At 43.1% G+C, this 24,659-nt stretch carries 23 protein-coding genes; 2 read left to right on the top strand and 21 right to left on the bottom strand.

All coding sequences use genetic code 11. The features are described from left to right. Positions 1–2: 2 nt before the first annotated feature. The 11 genes from NRIC_RS19775 to NRIC_RS04920 are packed head-to-tail and all read right to left on the bottom strand — an operon-like array spanning position 3 to position 13,351. Positions 3–494: a BMC domain-containing protein gene (locus NRIC_RS19775; RefSeq protein ID WP_307720537.1), complete on the bottom strand. Its 492-nt coding sequence runs from the start codon at positions 492–494 to the stop codon at positions 3–5. After that, positions 491–3,952 carry a pyruvate:ferredoxin (flavodoxin) oxidoreductase gene (gene nifJ, locus NRIC_RS04965; RefSeq protein WP_146621605.1) on the bottom strand — a complete coding sequence of 1,154 codons (3,462 nt, stop codon included), beginning with the start codon at positions 3,950–3,952 and terminating at the stop codon, positions 491–493. The genes NRIC_RS19775 and nifJ overlap by 4 nt, the downstream gene beginning before the upstream one ends. Positions 3,953–3,972: 20 nt before the next feature. Next, positions 3,973–4,890, bottom strand: coding sequence for a glycyl-radical enzyme activating protein (locus NRIC_RS04960; RefSeq protein WP_146621604.1), 918 nt, complete (start codon positions 4,888–4,890; stop codon positions 3,973–3,975). A 19-nt stretch (positions 4,891–4,909) separates the two neighbouring features. Next, on the bottom strand, positions 4,910–7,435 hold the full coding sequence (locus NRIC_RS04955; protein WP_146621603.1) for a glycyl radical protein: 2,526 nt from the start codon (positions 7,433–7,435) through the stop codon (positions 4,910–4,912). A 13-nt stretch (positions 7,436–7,448) separates the two neighbouring features. Next, positions 7,449–8,240, bottom strand: coding sequence for an MIP/aquaporin family protein (locus NRIC_RS04950; RefSeq protein ID WP_146621602.1), 792 nt, complete (start codon positions 8,238–8,240; stop codon positions 7,449–7,451). 18 nt (positions 8,241–8,258) lie between these two features. Then, positions 8,259–9,365: a 1-propanol dehydrogenase PduQ gene (locus NRIC_RS04945; protein ID WP_146621601.1), complete on the bottom strand. Its 1,107-nt coding sequence runs from the start codon at positions 9,363–9,365 to the stop codon at positions 8,259–8,261. A gap of 13 nt (positions 9,366–9,378) precedes the next feature. After that, a complete protein-coding gene (locus NRIC_RS04940) occupies positions 9,379–10,866 on the bottom strand; it encodes an acetaldehyde dehydrogenase (acetylating) (RefSeq protein ID WP_146621600.1) in 1,488 nt (495 codons plus the stop codon). Then, positions 10,853–11,593, bottom strand: a complete 741-nt coding sequence (locus NRIC_RS04935; RefSeq protein ID WP_146621599.1) for a hypothetical protein — start codon at positions 11,591–11,593, stop codon at positions 10,853–10,855. Before NRIC_RS04935 ends, NRIC_RS04940 begins: the two co-directional genes overlap by 14 nt. Before the next feature lie 5 nt (positions 11,594–11,598). Then, positions 11,599–12,267: a phosphate propanoyltransferase gene (locus tag NRIC_RS04930; RefSeq protein WP_146621598.1), complete on the bottom strand. Its 669-nt coding sequence runs from the start codon at positions 12,265–12,267 to the stop codon at positions 11,599–11,601. A 13-nt stretch (positions 12,268–12,280) separates the two neighbouring features. Further along, positions 12,281–13,054, bottom strand: a complete 774-nt coding sequence (pduB, locus tag NRIC_RS04925; RefSeq protein WP_146621597.1) for a propanediol utilization microcompartment protein PduB — start codon at positions 13,052–13,054, stop codon at positions 12,281–12,283. A gap of 18 nt (positions 13,055–13,072) precedes the next feature. Next, positions 13,073–13,351 (bottom strand): BMC domain-containing protein, encoded by a 279-nt coding sequence (locus NRIC_RS04920; protein WP_146621596.1) that lies wholly within the window; start codon positions 13,349–13,351, stop codon positions 13,073–13,075. Positions 13,352–13,581: 230 nt separating this feature from the next. Here NRIC_RS04920 and NRIC_RS04915 point away from each other — a divergent pair, with 230 nt between their 5' ends. Together NRIC_RS04915 and NRIC_RS04910 are read left to right on the top strand one after the other, a co-directional pair. Next, positions 13,582–14,832 (top strand): sensor histidine kinase, encoded by a 1,251-nt coding sequence (locus NRIC_RS04915; protein WP_146621595.1) that lies wholly within the window; start codon positions 13,582–13,584, stop codon positions 14,830–14,832. Then, positions 14,833–15,597, top strand: a complete 765-nt coding sequence (locus tag NRIC_RS04910) for a response regulator transcription factor (protein WP_146621594.1) — start codon at positions 14,833–14,835, stop codon at positions 15,595–15,597. Positions 15,598–16,086: 489 nt separating this feature from the next. Here the strand turns inward: NRIC_RS04910 and NRIC_RS04905 are convergent, their stop codons facing one another. The 10 genes from NRIC_RS04905 to NRIC_RS04860 all read right to left on the bottom strand — a co-directional run bounded on the left by NRIC_RS04905 (position 16,087) and on the right by NRIC_RS04860 (position 24,632). Continuing rightward, positions 16,087–16,794: an HAD family hydrolase gene (locus NRIC_RS04905; protein WP_146621593.1), complete on the bottom strand. Its 708-nt coding sequence runs from the start codon at positions 16,792–16,794 to the stop codon at positions 16,087–16,089. A 512-nt stretch (positions 16,795–17,306) separates the two neighbouring features. Then, positions 17,307–18,371 carry a galactitol-1-phosphate 5-dehydrogenase gene (locus NRIC_RS04900; RefSeq protein ID WP_146621592.1) on the bottom strand — a complete coding sequence of 355 codons (1,065 nt, stop codon included), beginning with the start codon at positions 18,369–18,371 and terminating at the stop codon, positions 17,307–17,309. 11 nt (positions 18,372–18,382) lie between these two features. Continuing rightward, the gene (locus tag NRIC_RS04895; protein ID WP_175580005.1) at positions 18,383–19,021 is read right to left on the bottom strand and encodes an HAD family hydrolase; all 639 of its coding nucleotides are present in this window, start codon (positions 19,019–19,021) and stop codon (positions 18,383–18,385) included. 95 nt (positions 19,022–19,116) lie between these two features. Beyond that, positions 19,117–19,773, bottom strand: a complete 657-nt coding sequence (deoC, locus tag NRIC_RS04890; protein WP_146621590.1) for a deoxyribose-phosphate aldolase — start codon at positions 19,771–19,773, stop codon at positions 19,117–19,119. 36 nt (positions 19,774–19,809) lie between these two features. Beyond that, complete coding sequence (locus NRIC_RS04885; protein ID WP_146621589.1) at positions 19,810–20,703, bottom strand: aldo/keto reductase; 894 nt, start codon at positions 20,701–20,703, stop codon at positions 19,810–19,812. Between the two features lie 198 nt (positions 20,704–20,901). Continuing rightward, positions 20,902–21,834 carry a sugar-binding transcriptional regulator gene (locus tag NRIC_RS04880; RefSeq protein ID WP_146621588.1) on the bottom strand — a complete coding sequence of 311 codons (933 nt, stop codon included), beginning with the start codon at positions 21,832–21,834 and terminating at the stop codon, positions 20,902–20,904. Positions 21,835–21,929: 95 nt separating this feature from the next. Further along, the gene (locus NRIC_RS04875) at positions 21,930–22,394 is read right to left on the bottom strand and encodes a PTS sugar transporter subunit IIA (RefSeq protein WP_146621587.1); all 465 of its coding nucleotides are present in this window, start codon (positions 22,392–22,394) and stop codon (positions 21,930–21,932) included. 16 nt (positions 22,395–22,410) lie between these two features. Then, positions 22,411–23,655 carry a PTS galactitol transporter subunit IIC gene (locus tag NRIC_RS04870; RefSeq protein ID WP_146621586.1) on the bottom strand — a complete coding sequence of 415 codons (1,245 nt, stop codon included), beginning with the start codon at positions 23,653–23,655 and terminating at the stop codon, positions 22,411–22,413. A 12-nt stretch (positions 23,656–23,667) separates the two neighbouring features. Beyond that, positions 23,668–23,964, bottom strand: coding sequence for a PTS sugar transporter subunit IIB (locus NRIC_RS04865; RefSeq protein WP_146621585.1), 297 nt, complete (start codon positions 23,962–23,964; stop codon positions 23,668–23,670). A gap of 365 nt (positions 23,965–24,329) precedes the next feature. Further along, the gene (locus NRIC_RS04860) at positions 24,330–24,632 is read right to left on the bottom strand and encodes a DUF1905 domain-containing protein (RefSeq protein ID WP_146621584.1); all 303 of its coding nucleotides are present in this window, start codon (positions 24,630–24,632) and stop codon (positions 24,330–24,332) included. Between the last annotated feature and the right edge of the window lie 27 nt (positions 24,633–24,659).

Raw genomic sequence — 24,659 nt, 5'->3', positions numbered from 1 at the left:
AATTACTTCGACTTTTTCGCTTTTTTTCCTGCGTTCTTCTTTGCAGATTCCTCAGATTTCAGTTTGTTTTCTGTTTTTTTCGATTTTTCAGTCGTGGCCGTTTCTTTACTGTTCCCAGCTTTTTCTGCTGGCGTCTCGGTTTCAGCCGATTGTGCTGGCTCTGCGGCGGTTTCAATCACCGCTTCTTTAGCTGGTTCCTCAACTGATTCTTCGACTTCCGGCTCTGCTTTATCCATAAAAATATTGTCAATCGGTCGTGGAATGACTTTGCTGGAAATTAAACTGCTTTTTTGAGCGGCTAAATGCTTGCCGCAATCAACTGCAGCGTTGACTGCACCGACGTCCCCGAAGACCGTCACTGTCATCCAACCATTCCCCTTAGTCTTAATCAGCTCGCCTAAACAAACATTGGCCGCTTTAACCATCGCATCCGCAATTTCGATTGCCGCTACCAAGCCTCGAACCTCAACCATTCCTAAAGATTCTCTGTTCAAGTCATCTCCTCCTTTCCACTCGCCCTGTTGCCAAGTTCTTTTAACAGCTGATAATTGAAGTAACGTTGTTTTGCTACTACAAAGACTTTATCAACTTCCGCCTGCGTAAATTCTGAATGCTGAAAACGCGGTTGTTTTTGTAAGAAGTCTGCGAATAAATCAGCCTTAGGTGCTTTACTATAGAGCTTCATTTGGCCGTCGCAATAGGTGAACAATGGCCAATAGCCGCTTTTTACTGCTTCTTTGCTGCTTTGGACAGCAGATAAACTGCTGTTGTTCATCGTGCAAGGACTGTAAGCAATCACAATTGAAGTTCCAGGATACGCCTCTGCTGCCTGTAAAACCTTTTGGGTATGAGAAGGATGTGAAAATAAAGAAACTTGAGCAACAAAAACCTCACCGTACTGCATCGCATAAAAGCCAAAGTCTTTCTTCGGTCTTCGGTTTCCTTTAGAAGCAAATTTCACCTTCGCCCCAAATGGTGTCCCTTTAGACAGTTGACCACCTGTATTGGCATAGCCTTCATTATCTAAAATTAGAATGTTGCAGTCTGCACCACAGGAAATCAGATGATCTAGTCCCCCAAAATCAATATCATAAGCCCAGCCATCACCGCCAATCAGCCACTGGGTTTGCTTCACTAGAGAACCCTTCAGCTGATAAAGCCGTTGCAAACGCTCATCTTTGGCGTTTTTAATTAATTCTGCAAATTGTTGAACAGCTGCCAGATTCTTCCCCTCCAAGGCAACCAAGTCCTCTGCCATCCGGCGAATAGTCACCGAATAGTTTTCAGCAGTTGCTACTTCCTGCAGCAAACGATAAGCCTGCTTGTGTCGAAGCTTGAAGCCTTGCTCCATACCTAGACCAAAGGCGCTATTATTTTCAAAAAGTGAACTGGACCAGATTGGACCGGTTTGCTGTTCAGTTAAATGAAAAGCCGAAAACGGAGCACTGGCTGACCAAATAGAGGAACAGCCGGTAGCATTTGCGATATTCAATCGTTCTCCAAACAATTGAGTTAATAATTTTACATAAGGTGTCTCTCCGCAGCCGGCACAGGCCCCAGAATATTTAAGTACTGGCTCGACAAATTGACTTTCCCGAATGGTTAGTTTATCGGTCACAAGCTGCTTGTTTTGGTTAGCTGTTTCACTTTTTTCCCATAACCTTTTTCCAGCATCCCACTCTATCTGACTCAACGACTTCATCTTTAAGGTCCCAGAAGCTTTAGCCGTGCAAGCCTCTACACATAAGCCGCAGCCGGTACATTTCTCAGGGTTGATCAGTACTTGATAATCTAAATTCTGTTTGCCCTTATAGGTTCCTTGATTTTCTGAACAAGTTACAAATGGGCGAATCGCACCGTGAGGACAAAATGTCGAACAGATATTACACTGACGACAGGTTTCTGCTTGCCAACAAGGAACTTCTTCCGCCGGTGACGTTATCAAATAGCTGCTGCCGCCTAGCGGAATCGAGCCATCGGCCATTCCATTAAGCAGTAAATCACTGGTGGAAAGTTCATCCCCGCCACGCCTTTGAATCGGAGCAATAATTTCCTGTTGAAATTTGGAACGCTTTGGGCTAACTGAATTTATTGTGTCGTCAGATAAGGTTCGCCAGCTTGGATTCACCAGTAAGGTATCTATAGTTTCCAGGACGGCATCCATCGCCTGAAAAACCGCTTGGCAATAGTCTTCATCCTGCATAAAAGAATGCTTAGCGATCCGTTTTCGATAGCTTGACTTTCCTTGAAAATCACCCTTTTCCAGCAAGCTCGCTGTCATTAATGGGGCAATTTTAGGCCCTAGCTGATAGCTACGAGCAATCCGATTGGCATCAATCAAATACACCGTCAATTCTTTTTTTGCGACTGTCCGTTTTACTTGGTTGCTTAAATGCTGCGTAAGGTTTTCTTGGCGATAGCTAGTATTCAGCAGCAAAGTTCCTTTCGTTTTTATTTTCTCTAGTGGATTAAAATCATTCAAATAGCTTAGTTCATGGCAAACCAGATAATCGACTGGTTCGGTTTCATCGATGCCGCCAATTTTCTGTGGACTGAAAAATAATCGTGCAGTGGTGAACCCGCGAGACTTCGTCGCTGGATAAACAAAATCAGCCTTCACGTCCAAACTAGTTTCTGCCCCAATTAACTGGACGAAATCTTTTGCACTAGATAAGGTACCATCTGAGCCGACACCTAAAAATTCAATACTCGTCAAATCAGTTTTTTTGCTTCTCTCCACCGCACAAGGAGCTAAAGAAAGCTTCGTCACGTCATCGTTGATGCTAATCGTAAACTCTGATTTCTTGTGCTCCTTTTTCAACTCATAAAAAATCGCCAGCAGCTGATTCACAGTCGTTTTCTTACCGCCTAAGCCGTACCTTCCACCGATTACTTCGATGGAACGGTCTGCTTCTGAAATAACTCTTTGAACATCCAGCAGTAAAGGTTCCCCAGAAGAACCAGGCTCTTTGGTACGATCCAAAACTGCAATTTGCTGAACACTTTTCGGTAGTTTTTCTAAAAAAAGTTGTTTAGGAAACGGTCGATACAAATGAACAGTCAGTAACCCCACCTGTTCATCATGGTTTAAACATTCCTCCACCGCTTCCTTCGCTAAGGCGCTCACTGAACCCATCAGCACAATGACCGACGTTGCTGCTGAACTGCCATAATAATCCACTGAAGAACAGTTTGTGCCAAAGAGCGGATTCAACTGCTGGATCGTGTCTTCAACCACCTTACTCATTGCAAGCTGGAAAAGATTAGCTGCCTCCTGCTGCTGAAAATGGAGCTCTGGACCTTGAGCCGTCCCACTAAGCTTTGGTGAAAAATTCGAGCCTGACTGATTTTTAAAAAGACGAACTGCCTGCTGATCGATACAGGCGGCTAATTCGGAGTAATCAGGTAATTGTATTTTTCGCAGCTCATGGCTGGTATCAAAACCGTCAAAGAAATGAATGACGGGTAAACGCCCACGTATTGCAGCCAAGTGAGCCACCGCTGCAAAAAGCGCTGCTTCCTGTACACTGCTGGCTGAAAGCATCGCGGCACCAGTTTGTCTGACCGCCATCACATCACTGTGATCTCCCTGAATATTCAAAGCCGCGGTGGAAACAGAGCGCGCCGCCACGTGAATGACTCCTGGCAACAGCTCGCCTGTCAATTTGTACAATCCTGGAATCATCAATAAAAGACCTTGCGACGAAGTAAAGGTGCTGCTTAAAACTCCCGCTTTCAAAAGACCGTGCAGTGAACCAGCTACGTTCGCTTCTGAATCCATCACTAGCGGTTCCACTGGATTGCCAAAAATATTTTGCTTATCCTGCTTCGACCAAACCTCTATCAGTTCACTCATTTTAGAAGAAGGGGTGATCGGAAAAAGGCTAACTGCCTCAGAAAAAGCATAGGCAATATAGGCAGCGGCCTGATTGCCATCTACAACTTGTTCCATGCTCTTTTCCCCTCCTCCATTTATCCGCCAATCTTACATGGTACGCCGATACCTTCCACCAGCTCCTGCAAAATCGTCATCTTGCTCGTCGAGGGTGTATCAATATCTGCTGCTAAATAAGTCATGTCCAAATGACCATATTTGTTCGAACCATAAGGATGATACGGCAATAAATTGATTCTAGTCGCTTGAAGCTGCTTCGCGATCAAAGCGATGGCAGCAATCTCCTCAGGACTGTCGTTAAATTCTGGAATCACCGGAATTCGAATCACCAGCTCCACTCCTGGAAATTCCGCAATCACCTGAGCCGCCTTTAGGATCAGCTCATTGGGTTTTCCAATATATTTTTGATGCTTCACACTATTTAAATGCTTGATATCCAATAAAACTAAATCGGTAAAAGGTAATAGCTTTTCCAGCACTTCACGTTTAGCGTAACCTGTGGTCTCAATCGCCGTATGCCAGCCCTGTTCCTTGCAGGCTGCTAAAAGTGCCGTTGCCATTTCCGGCTGAGACAAGGCTTCACCCCCTGATAAGGTGATGCCGCCGTTGGATTTACGGTAATGAACCTCGTCCTTTTTTAATTCAGTAATGAGCTCTCCTACGGTCATTTCCTGTCCGGTCATCGTTAAGGCTTCGCTAAAGCAGACATCGGTACACTTGCCACAATTGGTACATTTATCCCGATCAATCGTTACTTCTGGCGTGTACGAGATTGCCCCATGAGGACAGATCGGTGCGCACATACCACAGTGGATACAGTTTTTTTGAATCACCATCAGCTGCTTAGTAAAAACTTGGCTTTCCGGATTACAGCACCAATCGCAGCGCAAAGGGCAACCTTTGAAAAAAACAATTGTGCGAATTCCAGGCCCATCATGGACCGAGAAGCGCTGAATATCAAAAATCATCCCGGTTTTTTCTTTGATCCCGTTCATACCATTCACCTCATGCCTGTTAGAATACTTGTTCTGTTCGGGCAATAATATCCTCTTGAATGGATTTATCTAATGAAACAAAATGCGCACTGTAGCCAGCCACCCGTACCACTAGATTTTTGTACTTATCTGGATTCTTTTGAGCATCAATTAATTTTTCACGACTAATTACGTTAAACTGAACATGCATCCCTTTTTGGTCGAAGTAGCCGCGAACTAAAGCAGATAAGTTACGCAAGCCTTCTTCTCCCTGCAACGCCGATGGATGGAATTTCTGATTCAGCAGCGTGCCATTCGAGGCAATATGATGATCCAGCTTCGCCACCGAGTTCAATGCAGCCGTTGGACCATTTTGGTCGCGGCCAGAAGTAGGTGAAACGCCATCAGCTAAAGGTTCACCTGCGTAACGTCCATCGGCAGAGGCTTGTGTTTCCATACCGCAAGAAACGTTAGCAGATACTGGATACAATCCTGGTTGGAAAGTACCGCCCCGTGGATTGGTGTACTTTTGAACTTCTTCACAGTAGATTAGGGCGACATCCCGTACGATTTCATCAACTTCATCGTTATCGTTACCGAATTTTGGCGCGCCGTTAATCAACAGCTGGCGAATGTATTCACCATCCTTGTTCCCAGCTTTAGGAGCCTCAGGTGCTGCTACGGTTGTTTGGGTTTGCTGCTCAGCTAATAAGTCTTTTAACAGGTCTACCAGTTTTTCGCTCGTCAGGTTAGTCAAATCAACATTTGTCAGGCTTTCAGCTGGAGCTGCTGCACTGACTGCTGCACCTTGACCAAAGTTGCTGTCTAATACTTTTTTCAACTCCGGCAAGGTCAGCTTGCCTTCTTCAAAGACGACTTTCTTAATCGCCATCAATGAATCGCCAGCATTAGCAATTCCTACTCCTTGAGGTCCGGTAAAGTTGTATTTCGCACCGCCCTCTTGCAGCGATTTTCCTTTCTTAATACAGCAATCAACCATAGAAGACAGGAACGGCAACGGAGTTCGTTGACCATGAGCCACATCAACTGAGTTATCCGCATTAATCAGCAATTTCACGAAATACTCCATTTGCTGTCTGAAGGCATGTTCTAATTGTTCATAGCTTTGATAAGAGGCCGCATCGCCGGTTTGCAAACCAACCTTTTTGCCGTTGCTGTAGCCATTGTTTAAAGTGATTTCCAAGACCTTTGGAATATTGAAGAATGCCGCATCGTGCCAGCCTTCGGTTTTTCCGCCAACCTGCGGCTCTACACAACCGATAATGCCGTAGTCGCGGGCATCTTGCAAATTGATTCCCCGATTTTCCAAAGCTGGAATGATTACTTCATCGCTATAGTAGGCCGGCATTCCTAAGCCCATGCGCGAAACTGCGCCAGCCTTTTGCAGCAATGTTTCAGGTGTCTTATTCCATACACGAATTGATAATGACGGCTGAGGTAATTTCGTATGAGCCGTTGCTTCTAAGCAGGCAAACGATAATGGATTCGTCGCATCGATTCCTCGTGCATTCTGACCACCAACAATCAGATTTTGGAACATTGGATAGCCGCCGAAAGCTTTAGTTGAGGCTTCATCTCTGATTTTGTTGACATCATTGAATTTAACCCATAAACAATCCAGCAATTCCTGCGCACACTCTTCGGAGATCACGCCACCTTCCACATCCTTTTGATAGAAGGGATACACATACTGATCAAAACGCATCGGCGAAATCGAATGTCCGTTAGACTCAATTTGAATAACCGCTTGGATGATCCAGAAGGACTGTAAGGCTTCATAGAAACTAGTCGCTGGATATTCGGGTACCTTACGCAGATTGGCTGAAATTTTTTCCAACTCGATTTTTCGCTGCATATCATTTGTACGATTGGCTTCATCAGCTGCTAAATTAGCCAAGCGATTGGCATAATGAACGACTGCATCAACTGAAATAGTCACTGCTTCTAAAAAGTGAGATTTGGTTACTGCTTCCGGGTCACCAAAATCTAAAGCAGCTAGTTCAGCTTGTGCTTCCTCACGGATACCTTTCAAGCCAACTTGTAAAACTTTGCCATAATCAACTGAAATATGTCCAACGCCATTGAAGTAGTAATTGCCAACAGTAAACACGCCAGCATTCATAGCATCTTTGGTTTCATCAAACATTAATTCGGTTGCCAATTCATTAGTGGTACGCCCCTTCCAATATTGGAAAGCTCCAGAAAGCTCCTGCTTCACCTGGTCAGAAATTCTAAACAGATCGCCGGTTCGTTGCTCGATACGGTCAAACTCATCGGCCAGCCATTGATTCGAAAATTCTGGGAAAATCTGCGTGCCACGAGGTGATTTAGTTAAATTACCGACAATTAATTCATCTGGACGAATTACTAAGCTCATGTTGCAGACTATTTTTTCTAAGGCCTTCGCTCGGCGAATAATGATCGGCTGATTTTCTGTTTCCTTGTAAGATTCTGTCACCAGCATTGCGCGTTCGGATTCAATCCGTGGATCAACCGAATATAAATCATCAATTAATTTATCAATACGTGTACTTTTTTCTACCATGTTAAAACTCCTCTCAATTTTCAATTTCTACTTTTGGGAAATACGGGACTAACAATTTTAAGTAAATAAATCCAGCTGTAATCGCGCCTAGAACCGGGCCAAAGATGGGAACAATTAAGCCGTACATGTTTTCACCTAAGGCAGTGGTTCCCCAGCCGGCAACTAAGGTAAACAATCTAGGGCCTAAATCTCGTGCTGGGTTCATGGCAAATCCGGTCAGGGTCCCAAATGCCAGGCCACAAACAGCTACCGTTAAACCAATTGCTAAGGCCGGTATTCCGCTTGAAGGTGCTCCTCCATTCGAAGCATCTGTTACCGCATAAATCACCAGCATTAAAATCATGGTAATCACAAATTCTACAAAAAAGGCATTGATCATACTGATTCCTGCTCCAGCGGACGTAGCAAAAATTCCCGCTGTAGCTGCACCCGTTGCTGCGCCGCGGGTAATATTATTGGCTGCTTCAAAATCACCAATCACTGAATGGAACAGTGCAAAGGCTACCGCCGCTGCTAAAAATGCGCCGATTAGTTGGGCTGCGATGTAAGGGACCACTTTTTTGGCTGGAAATTTCTTCCATACTGCCAGAGAAATGGTTACTGCCGGATTCAAATGCGCCCCGGAGACAAAGCCGGCAATATAAATTCCTAAGGTAACACTTAGTCCCCAGACAATTGCCAGTTCCCAGTAAGACATGGCTGTTTCCGTAACCACTAGAATCGCAACGGATCCGATACCGATTAAGACAAAAATGAAGGTTCCAATAGCTTCCGCCAGGCATTCTCCAAAGGTTCTATTTTCCATAGGACAACTCCTCTATTTTTAGTAAAGAGATTGATAAATCGCCGCTAGTGATGCTGCGGTAACCGAACGTGGGTTGGTTTTGGTACAGTCATCCTTTAAGGCAAATTCGGCAATTTGTGACGCTGCGTTTTGATACGTTGCTTCAGAAATTCCAAAACAACTAAAGCTTGATTCAATTTCTAAGGCTTCATTTAATAATTCAATCGCTAAAACCAAATTCGCGGTTCCTTCTGCTGCGGTTTCTGCCGGCAAACCTAAATGTTTAGCCAGCTGCTGATATTTAGCTCCATTTGCCGATTGGGCATTATAAGTAATCACTTTCGGCAGTAAAATCGCATTGATTCTTCCATGAGATAAATGATGAATGCCGCCAATTGCATGAGCCAAGCTATGATTAATCCCTAATGAACTATTTGTGAAGGCCATTCCGGCTAAAGCTGAGGCTTCGTGCATTTTTTGTCTAGCAATCAGATCCTCAGGTTGCCGAAAGACCAGCAACAGATTTTCAAAAACTAGCTGCACAGCTTTTTCCGCTAAAGCATCCGTAAAGACACTGGCATTCGTTGACACATAAGCTTCCAGAGCATGGGTCAAAACATCCATTCCAGTATCAGCAGTGATTTTTGGTGGAACGGTTTTAACTAACTCAACATCTAAAATCGCGACATCTGGAACTAAACACTGATCAACGTAAGGCTTTTTATCCTGACCGTTAGTAATTACCGTGAAGGAAGTCACTTCACTACCTGTCCCACTGGTGGAAGGAATCGCAATCAGTGTCGGTTTCTGATAGGTCGGTGACAACTTATAATTCGCCAGCACCATCCCTTTCGCCGTATCAATTGCTGATCCGCCGCCAATTGCGATCAGGCAATCTGGTTGAAATTGGTTCATTTGCCAAACTCCTTGAGAAATCGTCTCGATTGTCGGATCAGGAGTAATCTCCGCAAACAATGAAAAACGTTTGCCAGCCTGATGGAACTGTTGGCTGATTGTTTCCACGAAGCCTAATTTGACCATCATGGGATCAGCAACAATCATCGCTTTTTGATAACTGCTTTGGCTAAAATACTCTTTTAAAGAAGTATCAAAGATGACGTTGGACAAAATATTAAATTCTTTCATTCCCCGCTCCTTTCTAAGTCGTAGCTAATTTCTGCAAGGCTGCTTCGATGAGTTTTCGTACCTCGTTATCAGAAAGGTCAACTTTCAAACCATTGCTAGAAGTCGGGAGGGTTGTTGGTTCTTGCGCTGCTGCTCGCAAGCTTTCCAGGGATTTTACCCCATAGGCAGCTTTTCTAATATTGATCAGATTAAAAGGTGTGATATTGTCAGAAGTCGAACTGCCCCCCACAGCTCCACAGCCTAGGGTCAATGCTGGGGCAAGATTTGTCGTACCGCCAATCCCGCCTAAGGCTCCCGGTGTATTGATCAATATTCTGGAAACAGGTTTATTTAGAGCAAATTCTTTAATGACCTCTTTGTCCTGAGAATGAATACACAAGGTATGGCCTTGACCTTCAACATTCAATAGTTCAATCGAACGATTGCAGGCATCCAACCAGTTTTCTTCAACATAGAAAGCCAGAATCGGGCAAAGTTTCTCTTTACAGTAAGGATTCGTTGAAGCCACGGTTTCTTGCGGCGACACTAACACTGTTGTATTCTCAGGAACAGAGATCCCCGCCATTTTTGCAACAATTGGCGCTGTTTTTCCAACTATTTGTGGATTCATAGTGCCATTTGCTCGTAAAATGAACTCTGCTAAAGCATTGCTTTCCGCTTCTGAAAGAAAATAAGCCTGTTTCTTCTTCAACTCTTCCACTACCTGCTGAGCAATTACACTTTCTGTAACAATCGATTGCTCGGAAGCGCAGATTACACCGTTATCAAAGATTTTACTGGCGATGATATCAGCAACCGCCTTTTTGACATCCGCCGTTCGTTCAATGAAAGCTGGACCGTTCCCCGGTCCTACCCCGATGGCTGGATTTCCTGAGCTGTAGGCTGCCCGAACCATGGCTTCTCCACCTGTCGCTAATATTAGTGCAGTATCCTTGTGCTTCATTAGCTCTTCCGTTCCCTTGGCCGTCAATGTGGTCAAAGCACCAATGATTCCGTTCGGTGCTCCCGCTTCTGAAGCAGCTTGACGCAACAGTTTGACTGTTTCTAAAATAGCGTTCTTCGCCCCAGGATGAGGAGAGATCACGATCCCATTTCCTGCTTTGATAGCAATTAAGGCTTTATAAATAGTCGTTGAGGTAGGATTCGTTGAAGGAATCAACCCGGCAATCACACCCATTGGTACGGCTACTTCCATCACTTGCTGCTCAGTGTCTTCTTTTAAAATGCCGACTGTTTTCAAATCCTTGATCGTTGACCAGACGACATCGCTGGCAAATTTATTTTTCAGTGTTTTATCTGTAGGATTGCCAAAACCAGTTTCTTCACAAGCCAGCTTAGCTAGATAAGCTGCATTTTCACTGGCTTTAGCGGCCATTTTTTCAACGATGACGTCCAGCTGCTCCTGGGACATCGCTGCCAATTTCTTTTGGGCCTTTTTAGCTGCTTCGATCACTAAACGGGCCTCTTGAATCGATTGTAAATCTTTATCATATTCCACTATTTTGTCCCCCTTCTCCTGCGTAGTTTTTCAGGAACTCTCGTGCCAAATCGGTCATTTTTTGGGAAGAGTCGAAATAATCTAGCGGATTTTTCTTGACATCACTTAAAGTTAATACGGTTTTTAGTGGTGTTTCAATCGACGGATTCTTTAAATTTGACGGTTTCTTTGCCAAGTATCGTTCAAAGGCGTTCTTCCAACTCGACAGCGATAAACTTTCAACACCCAGTACCTTCAACTGTTCTTCGTATCCTTGATAAAGCTTCTTCATCTCTGTATTTTGGTCGATTTCTCTAAAAGCGGCATACTCATTCGTAGTAAGCCAGCAATGATTCGAAGCCAAAATCGGTTTAGCCATTAATAGTCCTTGATTAATCAGCGTTAGCGGCAAATTGTCTGCCATCCCCACGGCAAGCTTGGCTAAGCTGCTTCTAGTCAAATAAGGAATCAGGATCAAATCTGTCTGCTGTATTTCTTCAAGTACATGTTCGTCAATTCTGGAAATTACAGTGCCAATCTCTTGCCATATCTCCTGATTGAAAAAGGATTGATAGGCTGAAGAAAAGGCAAAACGATACTGACATCGCTGACTATGTCTTTTCAGCAAGGAAAAAATCTGTTCCTCCTGCTGATTGCTGCCAAAACCCACCACCAACACCTGAAGAAATGGTCTTTTGGCAAGTTCAGCTAATACCTTTGCTAATAACCCTTCTAATTCTTCTGCATCCATTTGTCTCACCTGTCTTTGATGATTTCGACAAAAGCATTCTTATTGCCTAAACCAGCTGCGTTGGCTTCATCCATGTCTAAATGACATTCCAATCGAAAGTGATCGTTGATGCGTACAATTGTGTCGTAAAAGGCTGCTGGTCTCTCACCGACTGTTTTGACAGCTACGGCTTCTCCTTGAACTACATTGAATCGTTTGGCATCCTCTGGAGACATATGAATGTGACGTTTAGCAGTAATCACGTGCTGTTCTAAGTGAATGACCCCTTTAGGTCCAACAATCAGTGCAGACCCCGCATTTGATAAGTTTCCTGATTCGTTTACTGGTGCCTTGATCCCCAATTGAAAGGAATCCGTACGAGAAATCTCAAGCTGAGACACTGAACGAAACGGGCCTAATACCCGAACATGGTGGATCGTCTTTTTTGTACCAACCACCGTGACCGTTTGATTCGCCGCGAACTGACCTGGTTGAGACAAGTAACTTTTAGGGGATAATTCCGCACCAGATCCAAATAAGGTGACAAAATCCGGTTGACTGAGATGAATATGTCGATTGGAAATCCCCACTGGAATTTGGTTCTTTTCTGATCTTTTTTGTGTTTCCTTGATTTGCTGCAATAGTTTGTGGGCAACTTTAGACAACTGCTCATCAGAAAATTGTATACTTTTCATCTGCCACCTCTGCCTAAAACAAGGTTGGTGTCGATGATGACGGTGCTGCTCCGCCTAATGCCTCTAGCGAAGCTAATCCAACTTCCTGTGCACTAAGCAACGCTTGCTTGACGGCACCTGAATCACCAGTAATTGTCACAATAATTTCATTGGAACGGGCTGTTCCCTGATCTGGACTGGCAAAGGTTACAATATTCACGTTCGCAGTTTTTACAGCAGTATCAGCCATCAGCAAACCAATCGCAGCAGGCGCACCAACGATAATACCGAAGGATTTGCCAACGGGTGCCGTGAAGCCCATCTCCAATGCCTGACTAGCTCGGGCTGTGTAGTGCAGCTCAATGTGTCCCGCATCATTGCCATAAACATTGCCGAAGTTTCGCTCTACCGAAGCCAAAGTGATTTCGACAGCCCGACGCGCATCAGAAACATCCTCCGCAGCAAAAATGATAGTCGCACCGTGTCCTGCTCCACCCTTGGTGTCTCGAGCCATTTCGATTTTCACAATTTCCGTATTTGTCGCCTTCACGGCTTCATCTGCTGACATAATATGAGGAGCACCGCCTGTCCGAGCGCTTAAAAAACCGATCGAACGATATTTTTTGTCTAGGCCTAAATGTTCATGCAGCTGCATATCGATGTTGGCGATCACCATACCAATCGTATCTCCCATGGCGGTGCCCACAAATTCTGTTAAGTGTACCTTTTGACTGCTCGGAACAGGTGCTGAATCATTTACCCTTTTCTGTGCTTCAGATAGGACTCTTTCTAATAATTCTTCATTCATTTTTCTTCCTCCTCAACCTTATTGATTTTTCAAAATGACCGATTCGATATCTGTATGCGGCCTAGGGATCACATGGGTAGACACGACTTCTCCTACCGCATTCGCAGCACTTGCACCTGCATCCACCGCTGCTTTCACGGCACCGACATCTCCTCTGACCAGCATCGTTACCAATCCAGATCCAATTTTTTCTGAACCTACTAATTGAACGTTGGCGGCCTTCACCATTGCATCAGCGGCTTCGACTGAAGCGATAAATCCCCTCGTTTCAATCATGCCCAAAGCTTCCTGACTCATAACATAACCTCCTAAAAATTTTTTGTTCACCTATCAGTTTAGAGGGAAAGCGTTTCCTTTTATTTGCTTGACTGGACGAATAATTGGTCAGAATAGACTTAAAAAAATATAACTAATATGACTTTATATAATAGAATTGTCTCTCTCATGTTCCTTATCGAGTCATACAATTCGCTAAAAAAATTTGATATAATGAGGGAAATCATTCAACTTCGTCTGGGGGGATCAATGTGTACTCAAAGGAAAAGCTGCACTTGACAGATGTCATTGATATCGATCTTTTGCAAAACGTACAGTATAAACTCTCTAAATTAGTAGATGTCTCAGTAGTCACTGTCGACTCCGAAGGGAATCCTGTAGGAGATTTAAACAACTTTACACCATTTTGCAATTTAGTACGTTCCTCAAAAGTAGGAGCGCAGCAATGTGTGGCCTGCGATGCACGAGCTGAGAAGAAATCCTTCTCCGAAAATCGCTCGATTATGTATGATTGTCACCTTGGGTTGAAGGATTGCTGTGTGCCGATCATCGTTGATGGAGAGCTTTTAGGAGCGGTGCTAGGGGCACAAGTTCTGATCAACGATCCAGACAGCGAAGAGGATCCTCGGAAGAATTTTGATGTGAAAAGCCTTGCCAAAAAGCTAGAGCTGCCCGAGACAAAATTACAAGCGGCTATCGATCAGATTGCGATTGTCGAAGAAAGCTTTTTACAAGATTGCATTGACCTTTATGAATTAATTGCCAATTACCTGAAGGAAATGGGCTTGAAATCAATTGCTCAAAAGCAATTTGTGAAGGAGTATCAAGAGAAGCTGGCCTTTGAAAAACGATTAAAGAGTGCAGAACTGAAAACGATCGAGGCACAAATCAATCCTCATTTTCTCTTCAACACTTTAAACACAATTGCCAGAATCGCCCTTAAAGAAAAAGCAGAAGCAACCGAGGAAATGATTTACACCTTGTCCGATCTGCTGCGTTATAATTTGCGGCAAACAGAAGAATTTCCTACCCTGGAAAGTGAACTTGCCAATATCAAACGTTATCTTTATATTCAAAAAACGAGATACCAAAATCGACTCGACTATACCATTCATGCACCGGAAGAGCTGCTTCAATTTTGCATCCCGAACATGATTATGCAGCCTATTGTTGAAAACGCCATCATTCATGGGATCGAACCTCTGCTGGAAGGCGGCAATGTAAAAATAACCATCTCACTGGAAGAAGAATCTATTGTCGTAAGCGTTAGCGATACCGGAGTAGGCATGTCTGGCTTTGTCCAGTCGACTATTTTGGACTATTCTGCCAGTAAAAAGCATCCTGGACTGGGTGTTAACAATTCCCATCTGCGGTTAAAAGATTACTTTGGTGAAACGTATGGTCTGAAAATAGAAAAAGAGAAGGGGTTTTCGACAACTGTTAAAATTGTCTTTCCTGCGTTTACTGATATTCGACAGCTAAAGAAAAGGGAGCGCGCATAAATGAAGTATAAATTGCTCATTGTTGAAGATGAAAATTTTGAAAAAGAAGCATTAGAAACCATCATTACTGAGACTTATACGAACATTAGCATTGTTGGTATCGCCTCAAGTGGAAAAGAAGCCATTCGAAAGGCCAAAATTTTTAAGCCCGATATCATTCTAATGGATATTGGTATTCCCGAACTGGATGGCCTGTCTGCCCAACGCAAAATTCTGGAATTTTTACCAGATGTTCAAACGATCATTTTGACTGCCTATTCTGATTTTCAGCATGCTCAAGAGGCGATTAATTGTCGAGTCGTAGAATACCTAGTTAAGCCGATTCGGACGAAAAAGCTGACCGACGCCATCGATCGAATCTTGCTTAATTTTCAAACCAATCAAGGCCATACCACCTTTATGCCGGAAACCTCTCAGATTACCCAGAATGAATTTATTCAGCAAGCTTTGCTTTATATTGAGAAGCATTATCTGGAAAACATTCAAGTCAGCGAACTAGCCAAAACGCTTTATTTGAACGCGCAGTATTTCAGCCGACTATTCAAAAAAGAAATGAACATTAGCTTTAGTGAGTTCTTGCTACTGTATCGTTTAGAAAAATCCAAGGATTTACTAATTGATACAGATCTTCCCATTTATGCAATAGCCAGCAGTTCTGGATTTACGGACTCCTCATATTATTGCAAGACCTTTAAAAAGTATGTACATATCAGTCCGTTAAAATTCCGAAACCAGCAAAAACGCCACGATACCCCTCTCTCTTAAAAAAATGTTACCGGTCAGGTTCGACATGAGCTTGATCGGTATTTTGGACCAAAAAAAACTGTTAAACTGAACACTCATGTCCAATTTAACAAGTTACGTTACTCTTAATTTCCATCAACCAGCCTTTCCTCCATTTACGTAGCCGCCCAAATCGTCTGCATTTACCTAGTTTCGACTAGCAATATCTTGTGACAACTCTAAGATTGCTTGCACACAGTTTTGGACATTGGCCGATTTCAAGAAGAGTTGCGTTTTCACCTGTTGCCTGTAAACCGAATAGCCTCTCAACGGCTGCTTTGATCCATCATTATTCCAGCTTAAATCCCTCTTCACTTCCTTTTTTTGATAACAGATTCTTATCATACTGAAAGTATAGGCTGGGTCACAATTGGTGAACATCACATTTCCTTGCAAAGTTTGATCCTTTCCAAAAAAGCAAAAACCGATGAATTCCAACGGCACTCATACATTCATCAGTCTTTACATAGTTTACGCTCCCGTCAACACAAGCGACAGAAGAAAATTTTTAATGGTGGTTTCTTGATCAATCAGAATATCCGCTTTGATCTCTGAAGACTCCGCATGATTCCGTCGATTGATCCAAACGGCCTTCCAACCAGCGTTCTTTGCACCAACCACATCATTTTCATAGGAATCGCCTACATAATAGGTGGTTTCTTTCTTCAGATCCATCACTGCTTCAGCCAACTCGAAAATACGAATATCCGGTTTGGCAACGCCCCACTCGCCTGAGACCAGCATTTGTTCTGTTGGCACCCAGCGGTTCAGGCCCAGCTGCTTGATTTTCTTTTTCTGGTGTTCGGCTGGCCCATTGGTGATGATCCCAATGGGAAAATGATGCGCCACACACAGGTCTAGCGCTTCCTGCATGGCTGGGTCTAGCTGGATCTGACTTTGGTAATACTGATAGTTTGCCTGAAATTTTGCGCCCTGCTCATCTGTTATCTGAATATCGTAATGGGCCAAGGCCTTTCTGATACGATAAATCTGCATGTCCAGCTTGCTGATTGACCCGTTTTCTGACAGTTCAAAAACTTCATCGCTATAGATCCGACTGTACTTGAAAAGCTGTTCTACCGGAATTTCAGTATTCGGAAAATTCATAGTAAAAGCCAGCTGAAATGGGGTTAATTGGTCATACAAGGTGTCATCCACATCAAAGATAATTGCCGCCATCGTGTCCTCTCCTTTTTGAACTACTCAATCATGCTACACTAAAAAACACGAAAGGTCGAGACAATTCATGATCGTTTGAATGGAACGCCACTTCGCATAAAGTTCCTCTCATAAAGCTTTCAAGTTACAGAAACGGCCAGCCCTTCTTCTACCTCTGAGGATGAGAACGGCAGAAAATAGAGTTGGAGCCTAAGTCATGTGGATTCAATATTTCTTCACAAGACACCTACGATCTAGTACATATTTTAACTCCTTTGACCATCTTTCCAAAAGATGGTATTTGTCGCTTTACAAAAATGATTCACGCAGATTTTCAACTCACTCAATATGGCTTTGATCCAAAAAATGACAAATACCCAGCGAAAGAAAGTCCTCCTAAAAATTAGTAAATGGATACGAAAATTATTACGGCAATTTCATCATAGCAAGAAAAAATAATCCGTATTACAAGATTACGTAGAGTAATCTTGCAATACGGATTTGATATTACCTATTTATTTTACTCCTATCACTCATGGTACAAAAAGAATCTTCCCAAAGGAGTCAGAAGTTTCTTCCTTCATCAGCTCTTCAAAAATTTTCGGTCCTTCCTGCAGCTTTATCCGATGGGTGATCAATCGTTCCGGTTGCAGTTTCTTTTTTTCGATTAAATGGATGATCGTCTCCCATTCTTTCCCAGGAAATGGAGCAGAAACAGAATTCCAAGAGCCCCAGATCGTTAATTCATTTCGGACGATTTTCTCAAAATAGAATCGCTCGATTTGGATATCGCTATAGGGAATCCCTAAGAAAACGACTCCGCCTCCCTTTTTCGCATAAGCAAAAACCTGCGCAGAAGAATCAATCGATCCCGCTGCTTCTACGACAACATCGCCCATATCGCCTTCTGTAAGCTCAATGATTCTTTGCAAGATATTCTCCGTTCTTCCATTAATCAATACTGTGGCTCCGTTGGCCTGAGCACGATGTAGCGATGTTTCAGAAATGTCCACAGCGATGACCCTTCGCGCTCCATAAATAACAGAGAGTTGAATCGCCAACAATCCAATAGTTCCACACCCTACTACTACGACCGTGTCGCCTATTGTTAAATTCGTATGGAATAATCCATGCTGCACGACCGCAGCAGGCTCCAACATTGCTGCTGTCTCGAGATCCACCGAATCCGGCAAAAGTACGCAATTTTTTTCAGGCAGTTTAATGTATTCTGCGAATCCGCCAGGATAGTAAGCCCCCACTACCGTCAACTGTTCACAACGCGCATATTCTCCTTTCCGGCAGTAGCGACAAAGGTTGATCGACTGATCTTCGCAAGTAAGTGTAGGAACTCCAGAAATACGGGAACCAACTGTGACTTCCTTAACTTGACTGCCGGTTTCCACCACTATTCCTGAAAATTCATGTCCCCACACCATCCCTGGGACATAGGGCCCTTGCTTTTTGTAACGAGAGATGTCTGATCCGCAAATGCCGGCAGCTTTGATTTGAATGATAACATCGGTCCCTTTTTCGATTTTAGGATACGGTTGTTCTTCAAATCGAAGGTCTCTTTTGGCATATAATTTAAGCGCATTCATTGTATTTCTCCTTAATTGATCAGATCCAACGGTGATGTACTCAGATAAGTTGGGGTATTTTTGAACGCTTTGTGAGGGTTAAACCAAGTCACTCCTACTGAGTCGATCGCCGCATGTTCGGCGGCTAAAATGTCCATATCTGAATCTCCAACATAAAGGACTCGTTTTAAATCGATCTGAAAATAAGCAATGACTTTTTCCAATCCCTCACTGTTTGGCTTAGGATTCTTCACATCATCTCCAGTGATCTCATATTGAAAGGTTTCCTCCAAATTCAATGCACGAGCTGAATACTCATACGTTCTTTGGCATTTTCCGGTAACCATGGCGATTTGTTTTTTGTACTTTTTGAGTCGATTTAACATGATTAGAATATTTTTGTCTGTTTTGACTAAGGTTTCATGGTCCTCTTGATAAACCGAATAGAGCATTTTTTCAGCTTTTGGAAGATCGTTTTGGTCTTTCAGCCGCTGCTTTAGTATTCCCAATTCATTCGGACCGAACCACGATTCGATTTCCTGATCGTCAAATTCCTTCTGATTAAAGGATGCAAGAACTTTGCGAAAGCTTTCAAAATACAATGGTAATGTATTCGCGATCGTCCCATCAAAATCAAAAATGAACAGGTCATAATTATCTATAAATTTCATTGGCTCCACCTCGCAGTGTTGTTCACATTCAACGTGTACCCACTCTCTGTCTGGCAAAAGAGGGGAAATCACCATGATTTCCCCTATCCCCCCTTCTAAAACTCTGCTAAAATCGCTTTCGTCTTACTAATACCGACTCGGTCAGCTCCTGCTTCGATTGCTGCTAAACAATCCTGCAAATTGTTCAGTCCCCCTGCTGCTTTGACCTTTACTTTTTTAGAAACAGCTTCCCGCATGATCTTTAGATCCTCGACAGTGGAGCCGGATGCAGCAAACCCCGTTGAGGTCTTGACGTAGGCAGCTCCAGCCGCTTCCACCAGTTCAGCTCCTTTTTTGATTTCTTCTTTAGTCAGATAAGCATCTTCAAGAATCACTTTAACGATAGCCGGACTGGCATTAACGACCGCCTCAATATCTTTTTGTACTTTTTCATACTCCCCGTTTCTTAATGCACCGATGTCAATCACCATGTCCATTTCGACTGCTCCGTTACTATAAGCGTCCTTTGTCTCAACAACTTTCGAAAACGTCGTGTGTGCACCAGAAGGGAAACCGATCACTGTTCCAATCTTTACTTTTGTTCCTGCTAAAATCTCCTGTGCAAGTTTTAAATTGTGCGGGTTAATGCAGACGGAGGCACAACCAATCTCCTTCGCATATTCTAATCCTTCGATGACTTCTTTTTTAGTCAAATGGGGTTTAAGTAATGAATGATCTACATATTTTACAAATTCTTTTTTTGTCATTTCCATAAATGTTAGTCTCCTTGTTTTTAGAATGAATCATTGTTACGGAACTTTTACACCATGGACCGCAGTCCAGATCATATACCATTGTTCAGGAGTCAATGGGTACTTCAAGGCTTCAACTGGTTTCTTGACAAAGTCGATCTCTCCGGAGCCTGTGATCGGGATCATCCCTGCAGGATGCGAAAGCAGCCAAGCAAAAGCAATCTCATCGATCGATTGTGCGCCAACCTCCTCTTGAATAACGGTCAGCACTTTTCTCAATGCTTTGACATGTGCTTGATCACTGGTAAATATCCTTCCCCCTGCCAAAGGAGACCAGATCATTGGATGAATTCGATTCTCAAGGCACAAATTGATCGTGCCGTTTTCAAAATTATCCATACATAAAACAGAGGCCTCTACTTGATTAGTCACCAATTTTTCCTCGCAATAACTTTGCAGCATGCGAAATTCATGGGGCAAGTAATTGGAAACACCGAATGATTTGACCTTTCCAGCTTTCTTCAACTGGTAGAAAGCTTCAGCAACATTTTCCGGATCGCCAAACCAGTCAGGACGATGCAACAAAAACACGTCGATCGCTTCGATCTGCATCTTTTTCAAAGAACTTTCGGCTTGCCGGATAATGTGTTCGGTCGAGGTATTGTAATATTTCACTCTCGCCGCTGCAGACGGATAAACGATGCCACATTTAGTGACTACCTGCATCTGCTTCTTCAGATCATTTCGTCCTGCCAATACCTCTCCAAAAGCCTCTTCTACCGTATAATCTCCATAGATATCCGCGTGGTCCATTGTCGTGATTCCCAGATCCAATACCTGTTCAATAAAGGCAATACACTCTGATTTGCTTAATTTCCAATCAAGATACCGCCAAAAACCCAAGACAACTCTAGACAATTTGACCTCGTCAGTTAAATCAACATAGTCCATCTATATCCTCCTTTGTTATTGTTGTTCATTTGTTCATTACAAGTTCTTTTGTTCAAAATCATAATACCGCTTTCAAAAAGACTTGTCAATACCGCTTCGTTCTTTTTCTCATATATCGTTCATTTTAACGATTGTTCCAATTCTTTCTAATCAGCGCACAAAAAAGCCCGAGATCGATGAACCATCGACCTCAAGCCTTTATCCTTGTAATAAAAATTCTGCTGTATCAATATCCGTGATCAACACATCGACAAAGCCCGCCTCAATCGCTATCTTAGTTGTCTTGTGCTTTTCAAAGCCACCAACAACACAGACTTTCTCAGGGATACTTTTCAGATCTTTCCAATCGATCCCGATGCTGCGATCTGTAATCTCTTCTAGTATCGTCTCCCCTTTTTCATTAAGAAAAGCAATTGAGACTAAATCACAGACAGTTCCACTGGCCTTGATACGCTTCAGTTCATCCTCGCTGAAATAACCAGCTTTATGGATCGTACTGCGGTCAAATGAAGGAGAACCCAAACTAAATAGCGCTTTATTTGCCTGTTTTGTCCTTGAAATAACCTCGTTGATAAAAGTATCCTTCATTAAAGCGGTTTTATCCTTCTTCGAATTTACAAAAGCTGGAGCGAGTAATGAATAGGCCTCACCATTCAAAGCAGCCGCCAAATCAGAACAGATAGTGGTCGCATGAAGATTCAGCTGACTTTTTCCATGTCCGCCAATGATAGGAGAAAATGAAATTTGTTTCTTGAAATCTCCCTCGCAGTATTGAATAATCTCGTGGATCGTTGTCCCCCATCCAACGGCAACTAGATCCTCTTTGTGTAACGTATTATTTAGATAAAATGCTGCTGCATTGGCTAGCTCACGTTTCAGATTATTTTCGATATTTGGCACAACAATGACTTTGTCGAGCGAATAGTTCCTTTTTAGCTGTTTTTCAACTTCTAAATAAACGCCGCCATAATCGATCGATATTTTAACGATGCCTTTGTCCTTGGCCTTTTGCAGCAATCTAGAAATTTTCATGCGTGACAACCCTAGTTCATTGGCTATCTGTTGTTGCGTTTTACCTTCATGGTAGTAGTAATCGCTAACCTCAATCAATAATCTTTTTTCGTTATCCATAATATTTTCTCTCCAAAACTAATGTAATATTCCCCCAAAACATTATAACAAAAACACAACACTTTTGCCCTTAAAGGTTTCAAGCGGACTTTTCATTAGAGACTCACTGCTTGATTCATGATCTGGACGATGTCTGCTGGATCTTGTGCACTGATCAATTGCTTCATCATCGCTTCATTTGATAGCAGCTCGATCATGTTGCTGAGAATCTTTACCTGATTAGAGGCGTCAGCGATTCCCAAGACAAACAACATTTGTGCCTCAACCATTTTATCGGGTATTCCCATGTGTACGAAGGAAATTGGTTCAACAACTCTAACAAATGCGATAAAATTCTTTTCGACATGCTCGGCATCCGTGTGCGGGATCGCTACAGAAAAGGGCTGTGTTTCCAATCCCGTCGAAAATGCCGCCTCTCGTTCTGTAATGGCTTGGTAGAAAGAGCTCTTCACCCAGCCTAACTGCTGAAGATCTGCACAAATAGAGCGAAAGAACTCAGCTTGGTCGTGGTATTTTTTATCCAGAAAAACTAGCTCTTCATAAAATAATTTTTTGCCCATTCCTATACTCCTCTACCTAAAATAATGAAAATATCCGAACCAATGCCCAGGTAATAAAATTCGCACGGTCCAAATTGGCAATCTGTGTTGCCCCTTCCGGAATTTGGACACCTGCATCCATTGCCATGATGGTCTCAGCGGGTGATAGATTGGTGGCAAACAATAACACCAGCGTCATGACGATTGTTCCAGTAATCAGCGAGCGAATGACGTTTCCTTTAGACATCGCAGTAATCAAACAAACAATGAAAGGAATCACGGCTAAATCTGCAAAAGGCAGAATACGATTGCCCGGAACGATGAACGCCAAACCAATCGTGATTGGTACCAGCAGCAAGCCAACAGCTATGACAGAAGGTTCCCCGAGAGATACAGCTGCATCCAAACCGATAAAAATCTGACGGTCGCCGAAGCGCTTCGTCATGAAATCCCGAGCCGCTTCAGATATTGGAATCAATCCCTCCATCAAGATAGCAACCATTTTCGGCATCAGATACATAACGGATGCCATTGTGATCGCCAATTGCAAGACCTTCTCGATCCCTAAACCGCCAAAGATCCCCAGCAATAAACCAATGATCAGCCCCATCGACATAGGTTCTCCAAATACCCCGAAACGTTTACGAATCGTTTCAGGATCTGCATAAAGTTTATTGATCCCCGGAATCCGATCCAACACCCAGTTTAAAGGAATGATGATCGGCATGAATCCCAACGCCGTCAAATGCGGCAGTGAGATTCCCGGCATTCCGAAAAATTTTTCAATGTAAGGTTGCGTATAATCAGCCAGCACTAAAGCAATGATAGAAGATAATCCGGCTGCGACTAATCCCCACATTACACTTCCATTAATCGCCGTGACCGCAGCTCCTACAAAAGCAAATTGCCAATAATTCCACAAATCGACATTCATCGTTTTCGTCAGCTTCAATGTCAGCATAATAAAATTGATCACCAAAACGATCGGAATAACCAATGCTGAAGCAACCCACGCCCATGAAATAGACGCCATCGCTGGCCAGCCAATATCGATGATCTTCAAGTCCAATCCCAAGCGCTCAGTCATTGCCTGTGCAGCAGGTCCCAACTCGGATGTTAATAAATTAATGACTAAGTTGATTCCCGTGAATCCAATTCCAATCGTAATAGCCGATTTAAAAGAACGTGATAAGCCAGCTCCCATGATCAACCCAAAGAAGAACATAATAATCGGAAGCATCACCGACGCACCTAATCCTAAGATCCAGTTTAAAATTTCCACTGCGATTCCCCCTTATTGTGACGCAATTTCTTGCATCTTGTTCAAAATCTCTTGGTCAGTCCCCTCTTTATTCACACCCGTTAAGTAGTTGATAGCAAACACGTAAGGTGTTGTTACTGTGCTTGGAATTTGAGTACTGGCTACGATCAAATCGTAATGAGGTGCCATTTTTTCTACCTCAACAACCTTTACCTGATCCACCTTAACTTTGTATCCGTTGTCTTGCAGCAGATCTTTCACCCGGTTAGCGATCACGGTACTTGTTGCGATACCACTCCCACACGCGATTAGCACTTTGTACTGATCCATGATGTTTCCTCCTCTTTTTTGATATTTTGAACAATATAAGAACAAATGAACACCTAAAGTGTATGTTAGCGTTTACAATTTGTCAAGCAGTTTTTAGACTTTTTTCAAGGAAAAAAGTCTACCAGCTAAGTTTGTTGAAATAGAAATCCTTTCAAACTTGAATTTAAGAACAAAAAATACCAAAGAGAATCGATCAGAATGTTAGAAAAATAATGAGGTATAAAGTAAGACACGATACTACAAAAACTATCGCAAATGATATCAAGCCAAACGTATCAATCTCTTCAAATAGGTTCACTTGATCGTTAAACATCAAAAAAGCAAGGATCGGTTTGTACAGTCGATCCTTGCTTCGTTAATAAACGTTAAAACAGTTCCTTTTTCTTTTCCCGTGTTCTGACTTCAAAGGACGTATCAATCTCCTGTCCCAACGACAGCTTTTCTTTCGACCGTACCTTTGCCGGTAACGCAATAAAGTAAGTGCCGTCCCCTTTTGGCAGCATCGAAGTGTCCCATTTAGTATCCCCCACATTGGCTGTAATCGGGATAAACCCAAAATGAGCTGCCAAATAGCCCAGCGGTTCACTCAACGTCTCTGGCACAGGAACAAAATGCCAGCCGCCCTGCATCTCAAAACGTTCGATTGTTGCAGTAAATGTGTTCCCCATCCTTTTCAACTCCTTGATGTGAAAGAT

It is taken from the genome of Enterococcus florum (genome assembly GCF_004309355.1).
GTDB classification, from domain to species: Bacteria; Bacillota; Bacilli; order Lactobacillales; family Enterococcaceae; genus Enterococcus_A; species Enterococcus_A florum.
This window is presented reverse-complemented; position numbering and strand designations above follow the sequence as displayed.

What these genes read in the sequence shown, in the direction of transcription:
- nifJ (WP_146621605.1), bottom strand. Translation starts at nt 3,952, where the DNA reads ATGGAACAAGTTGTAGATGGCAATCAGGCCGCTGCCTATATTGCCTAT.
- NRIC_RS04960 (WP_146621604.1), bottom strand. Translation starts at nt 4,890, where the DNA reads ATGAACGGGATCAAAGAAAAAACCGGGATGATTTTTGATATTCAGCGC.
- NRIC_RS04955 (WP_146621603.1), bottom strand. Translation starts at nt 7,435, where the DNA reads ATGGTAGAAAAAAGTACACGTATTGATAAATTAATTGATGATTTATAT.
- NRIC_RS04950 (WP_146621602.1), bottom strand. Translation starts at nt 8,240, where the DNA reads ATGGAAAATAGAACCTTTGGAGAATGCCTGGCGGAAGCTATTGGAACC.
- NRIC_RS04945 (WP_146621601.1), bottom strand. Translation starts at nt 9,365, where the DNA reads ATGAAAGAATTTAATATTTTGTCCAACGTCATCTTTGATACTTCTTTA.
- NRIC_RS04935 (WP_146621599.1), bottom strand. Translation starts at nt 11,593, where the DNA reads ATGGATGCAGAAGAATTAGAAGGGTTATTAGCAAAGGTATTAGCTGAA.
- NRIC_RS04930 (WP_146621598.1), bottom strand. Translation starts at nt 12,267, where the DNA reads ATGAAAAGTATACAATTTTCTGATGAGCAGTTGTCTAAAGTTGCCCAC.
- pduB (WP_146621597.1), bottom strand. Translation starts at nt 13,054, where the DNA reads ATGAATGAAGAATTATTAGAAAGAGTCCTATCTGAAGCACAGAAAAGG.
- NRIC_RS04920 (WP_146621596.1), bottom strand. Translation starts at nt 13,351, where the DNA reads ATGAGTCAGGAAGCTTTGGGCATGATTGAAACGAGGGGATTTATCGCT.
- NRIC_RS04910 (WP_146621594.1), top strand. Translation starts at nt 14,833, where the DNA reads ATGAAGTATAAATTGCTCATTGTTGAAGATGAAAATTTTGAAAAAGAA.
- NRIC_RS04905 (WP_146621593.1), bottom strand. Translation starts at nt 16,794, where the DNA reads ATGGCGGCAATTATCTTTGATGTGGATGACACCTTGTATGACCAATTA.
- NRIC_RS04900 (WP_146621592.1), bottom strand. Translation starts at nt 18,371, where the DNA reads ATGAATGCGCTTAAATTATATGCCAAAAGAGACCTTCGATTTGAAGAA.
- NRIC_RS04895 (WP_175580005.1), bottom strand. Translation starts at nt 19,021, where the DNA reads ATGAAATTTATAGATAATTATGACCTGTTCATTTTTGATTTTGATGGG.
- deoC (WP_146621590.1), bottom strand. Translation starts at nt 19,773, where the DNA reads ATGGAAATGACAAAAAAAGAATTTGTAAAATATGTAGATCATTCATTA.
- NRIC_RS04885 (WP_146621589.1), bottom strand. Translation starts at nt 20,703, where the DNA reads ATGGACTATGTTGATTTAACTGACGAGGTCAAATTGTCTAGAGTTGTC.
- NRIC_RS04880 (WP_146621588.1), bottom strand. Translation starts at nt 21,834, where the DNA reads ATGGATAACGAAAAAAGATTATTGATTGAGGTTAGCGATTACTACTAC.
- NRIC_RS04875 (WP_146621587.1), bottom strand. Translation starts at nt 22,394, where the DNA reads ATGGGCAAAAAATTATTTTATGAAGAGCTAGTTTTTCTGGATAAAAAA.
- NRIC_RS04865 (WP_146621585.1), bottom strand. Translation starts at nt 23,964, where the DNA reads ATGGATCAGTACAAAGTGCTAATCGCGTGTGGGAGTGGTATCGCAACA.
- NRIC_RS04860 (WP_146621584.1), bottom strand. Translation starts at nt 24,632, where the DNA reads ATGGGGAACACATTTACTGCAACAATCGAACGTTTTGAGATGCAGGGC.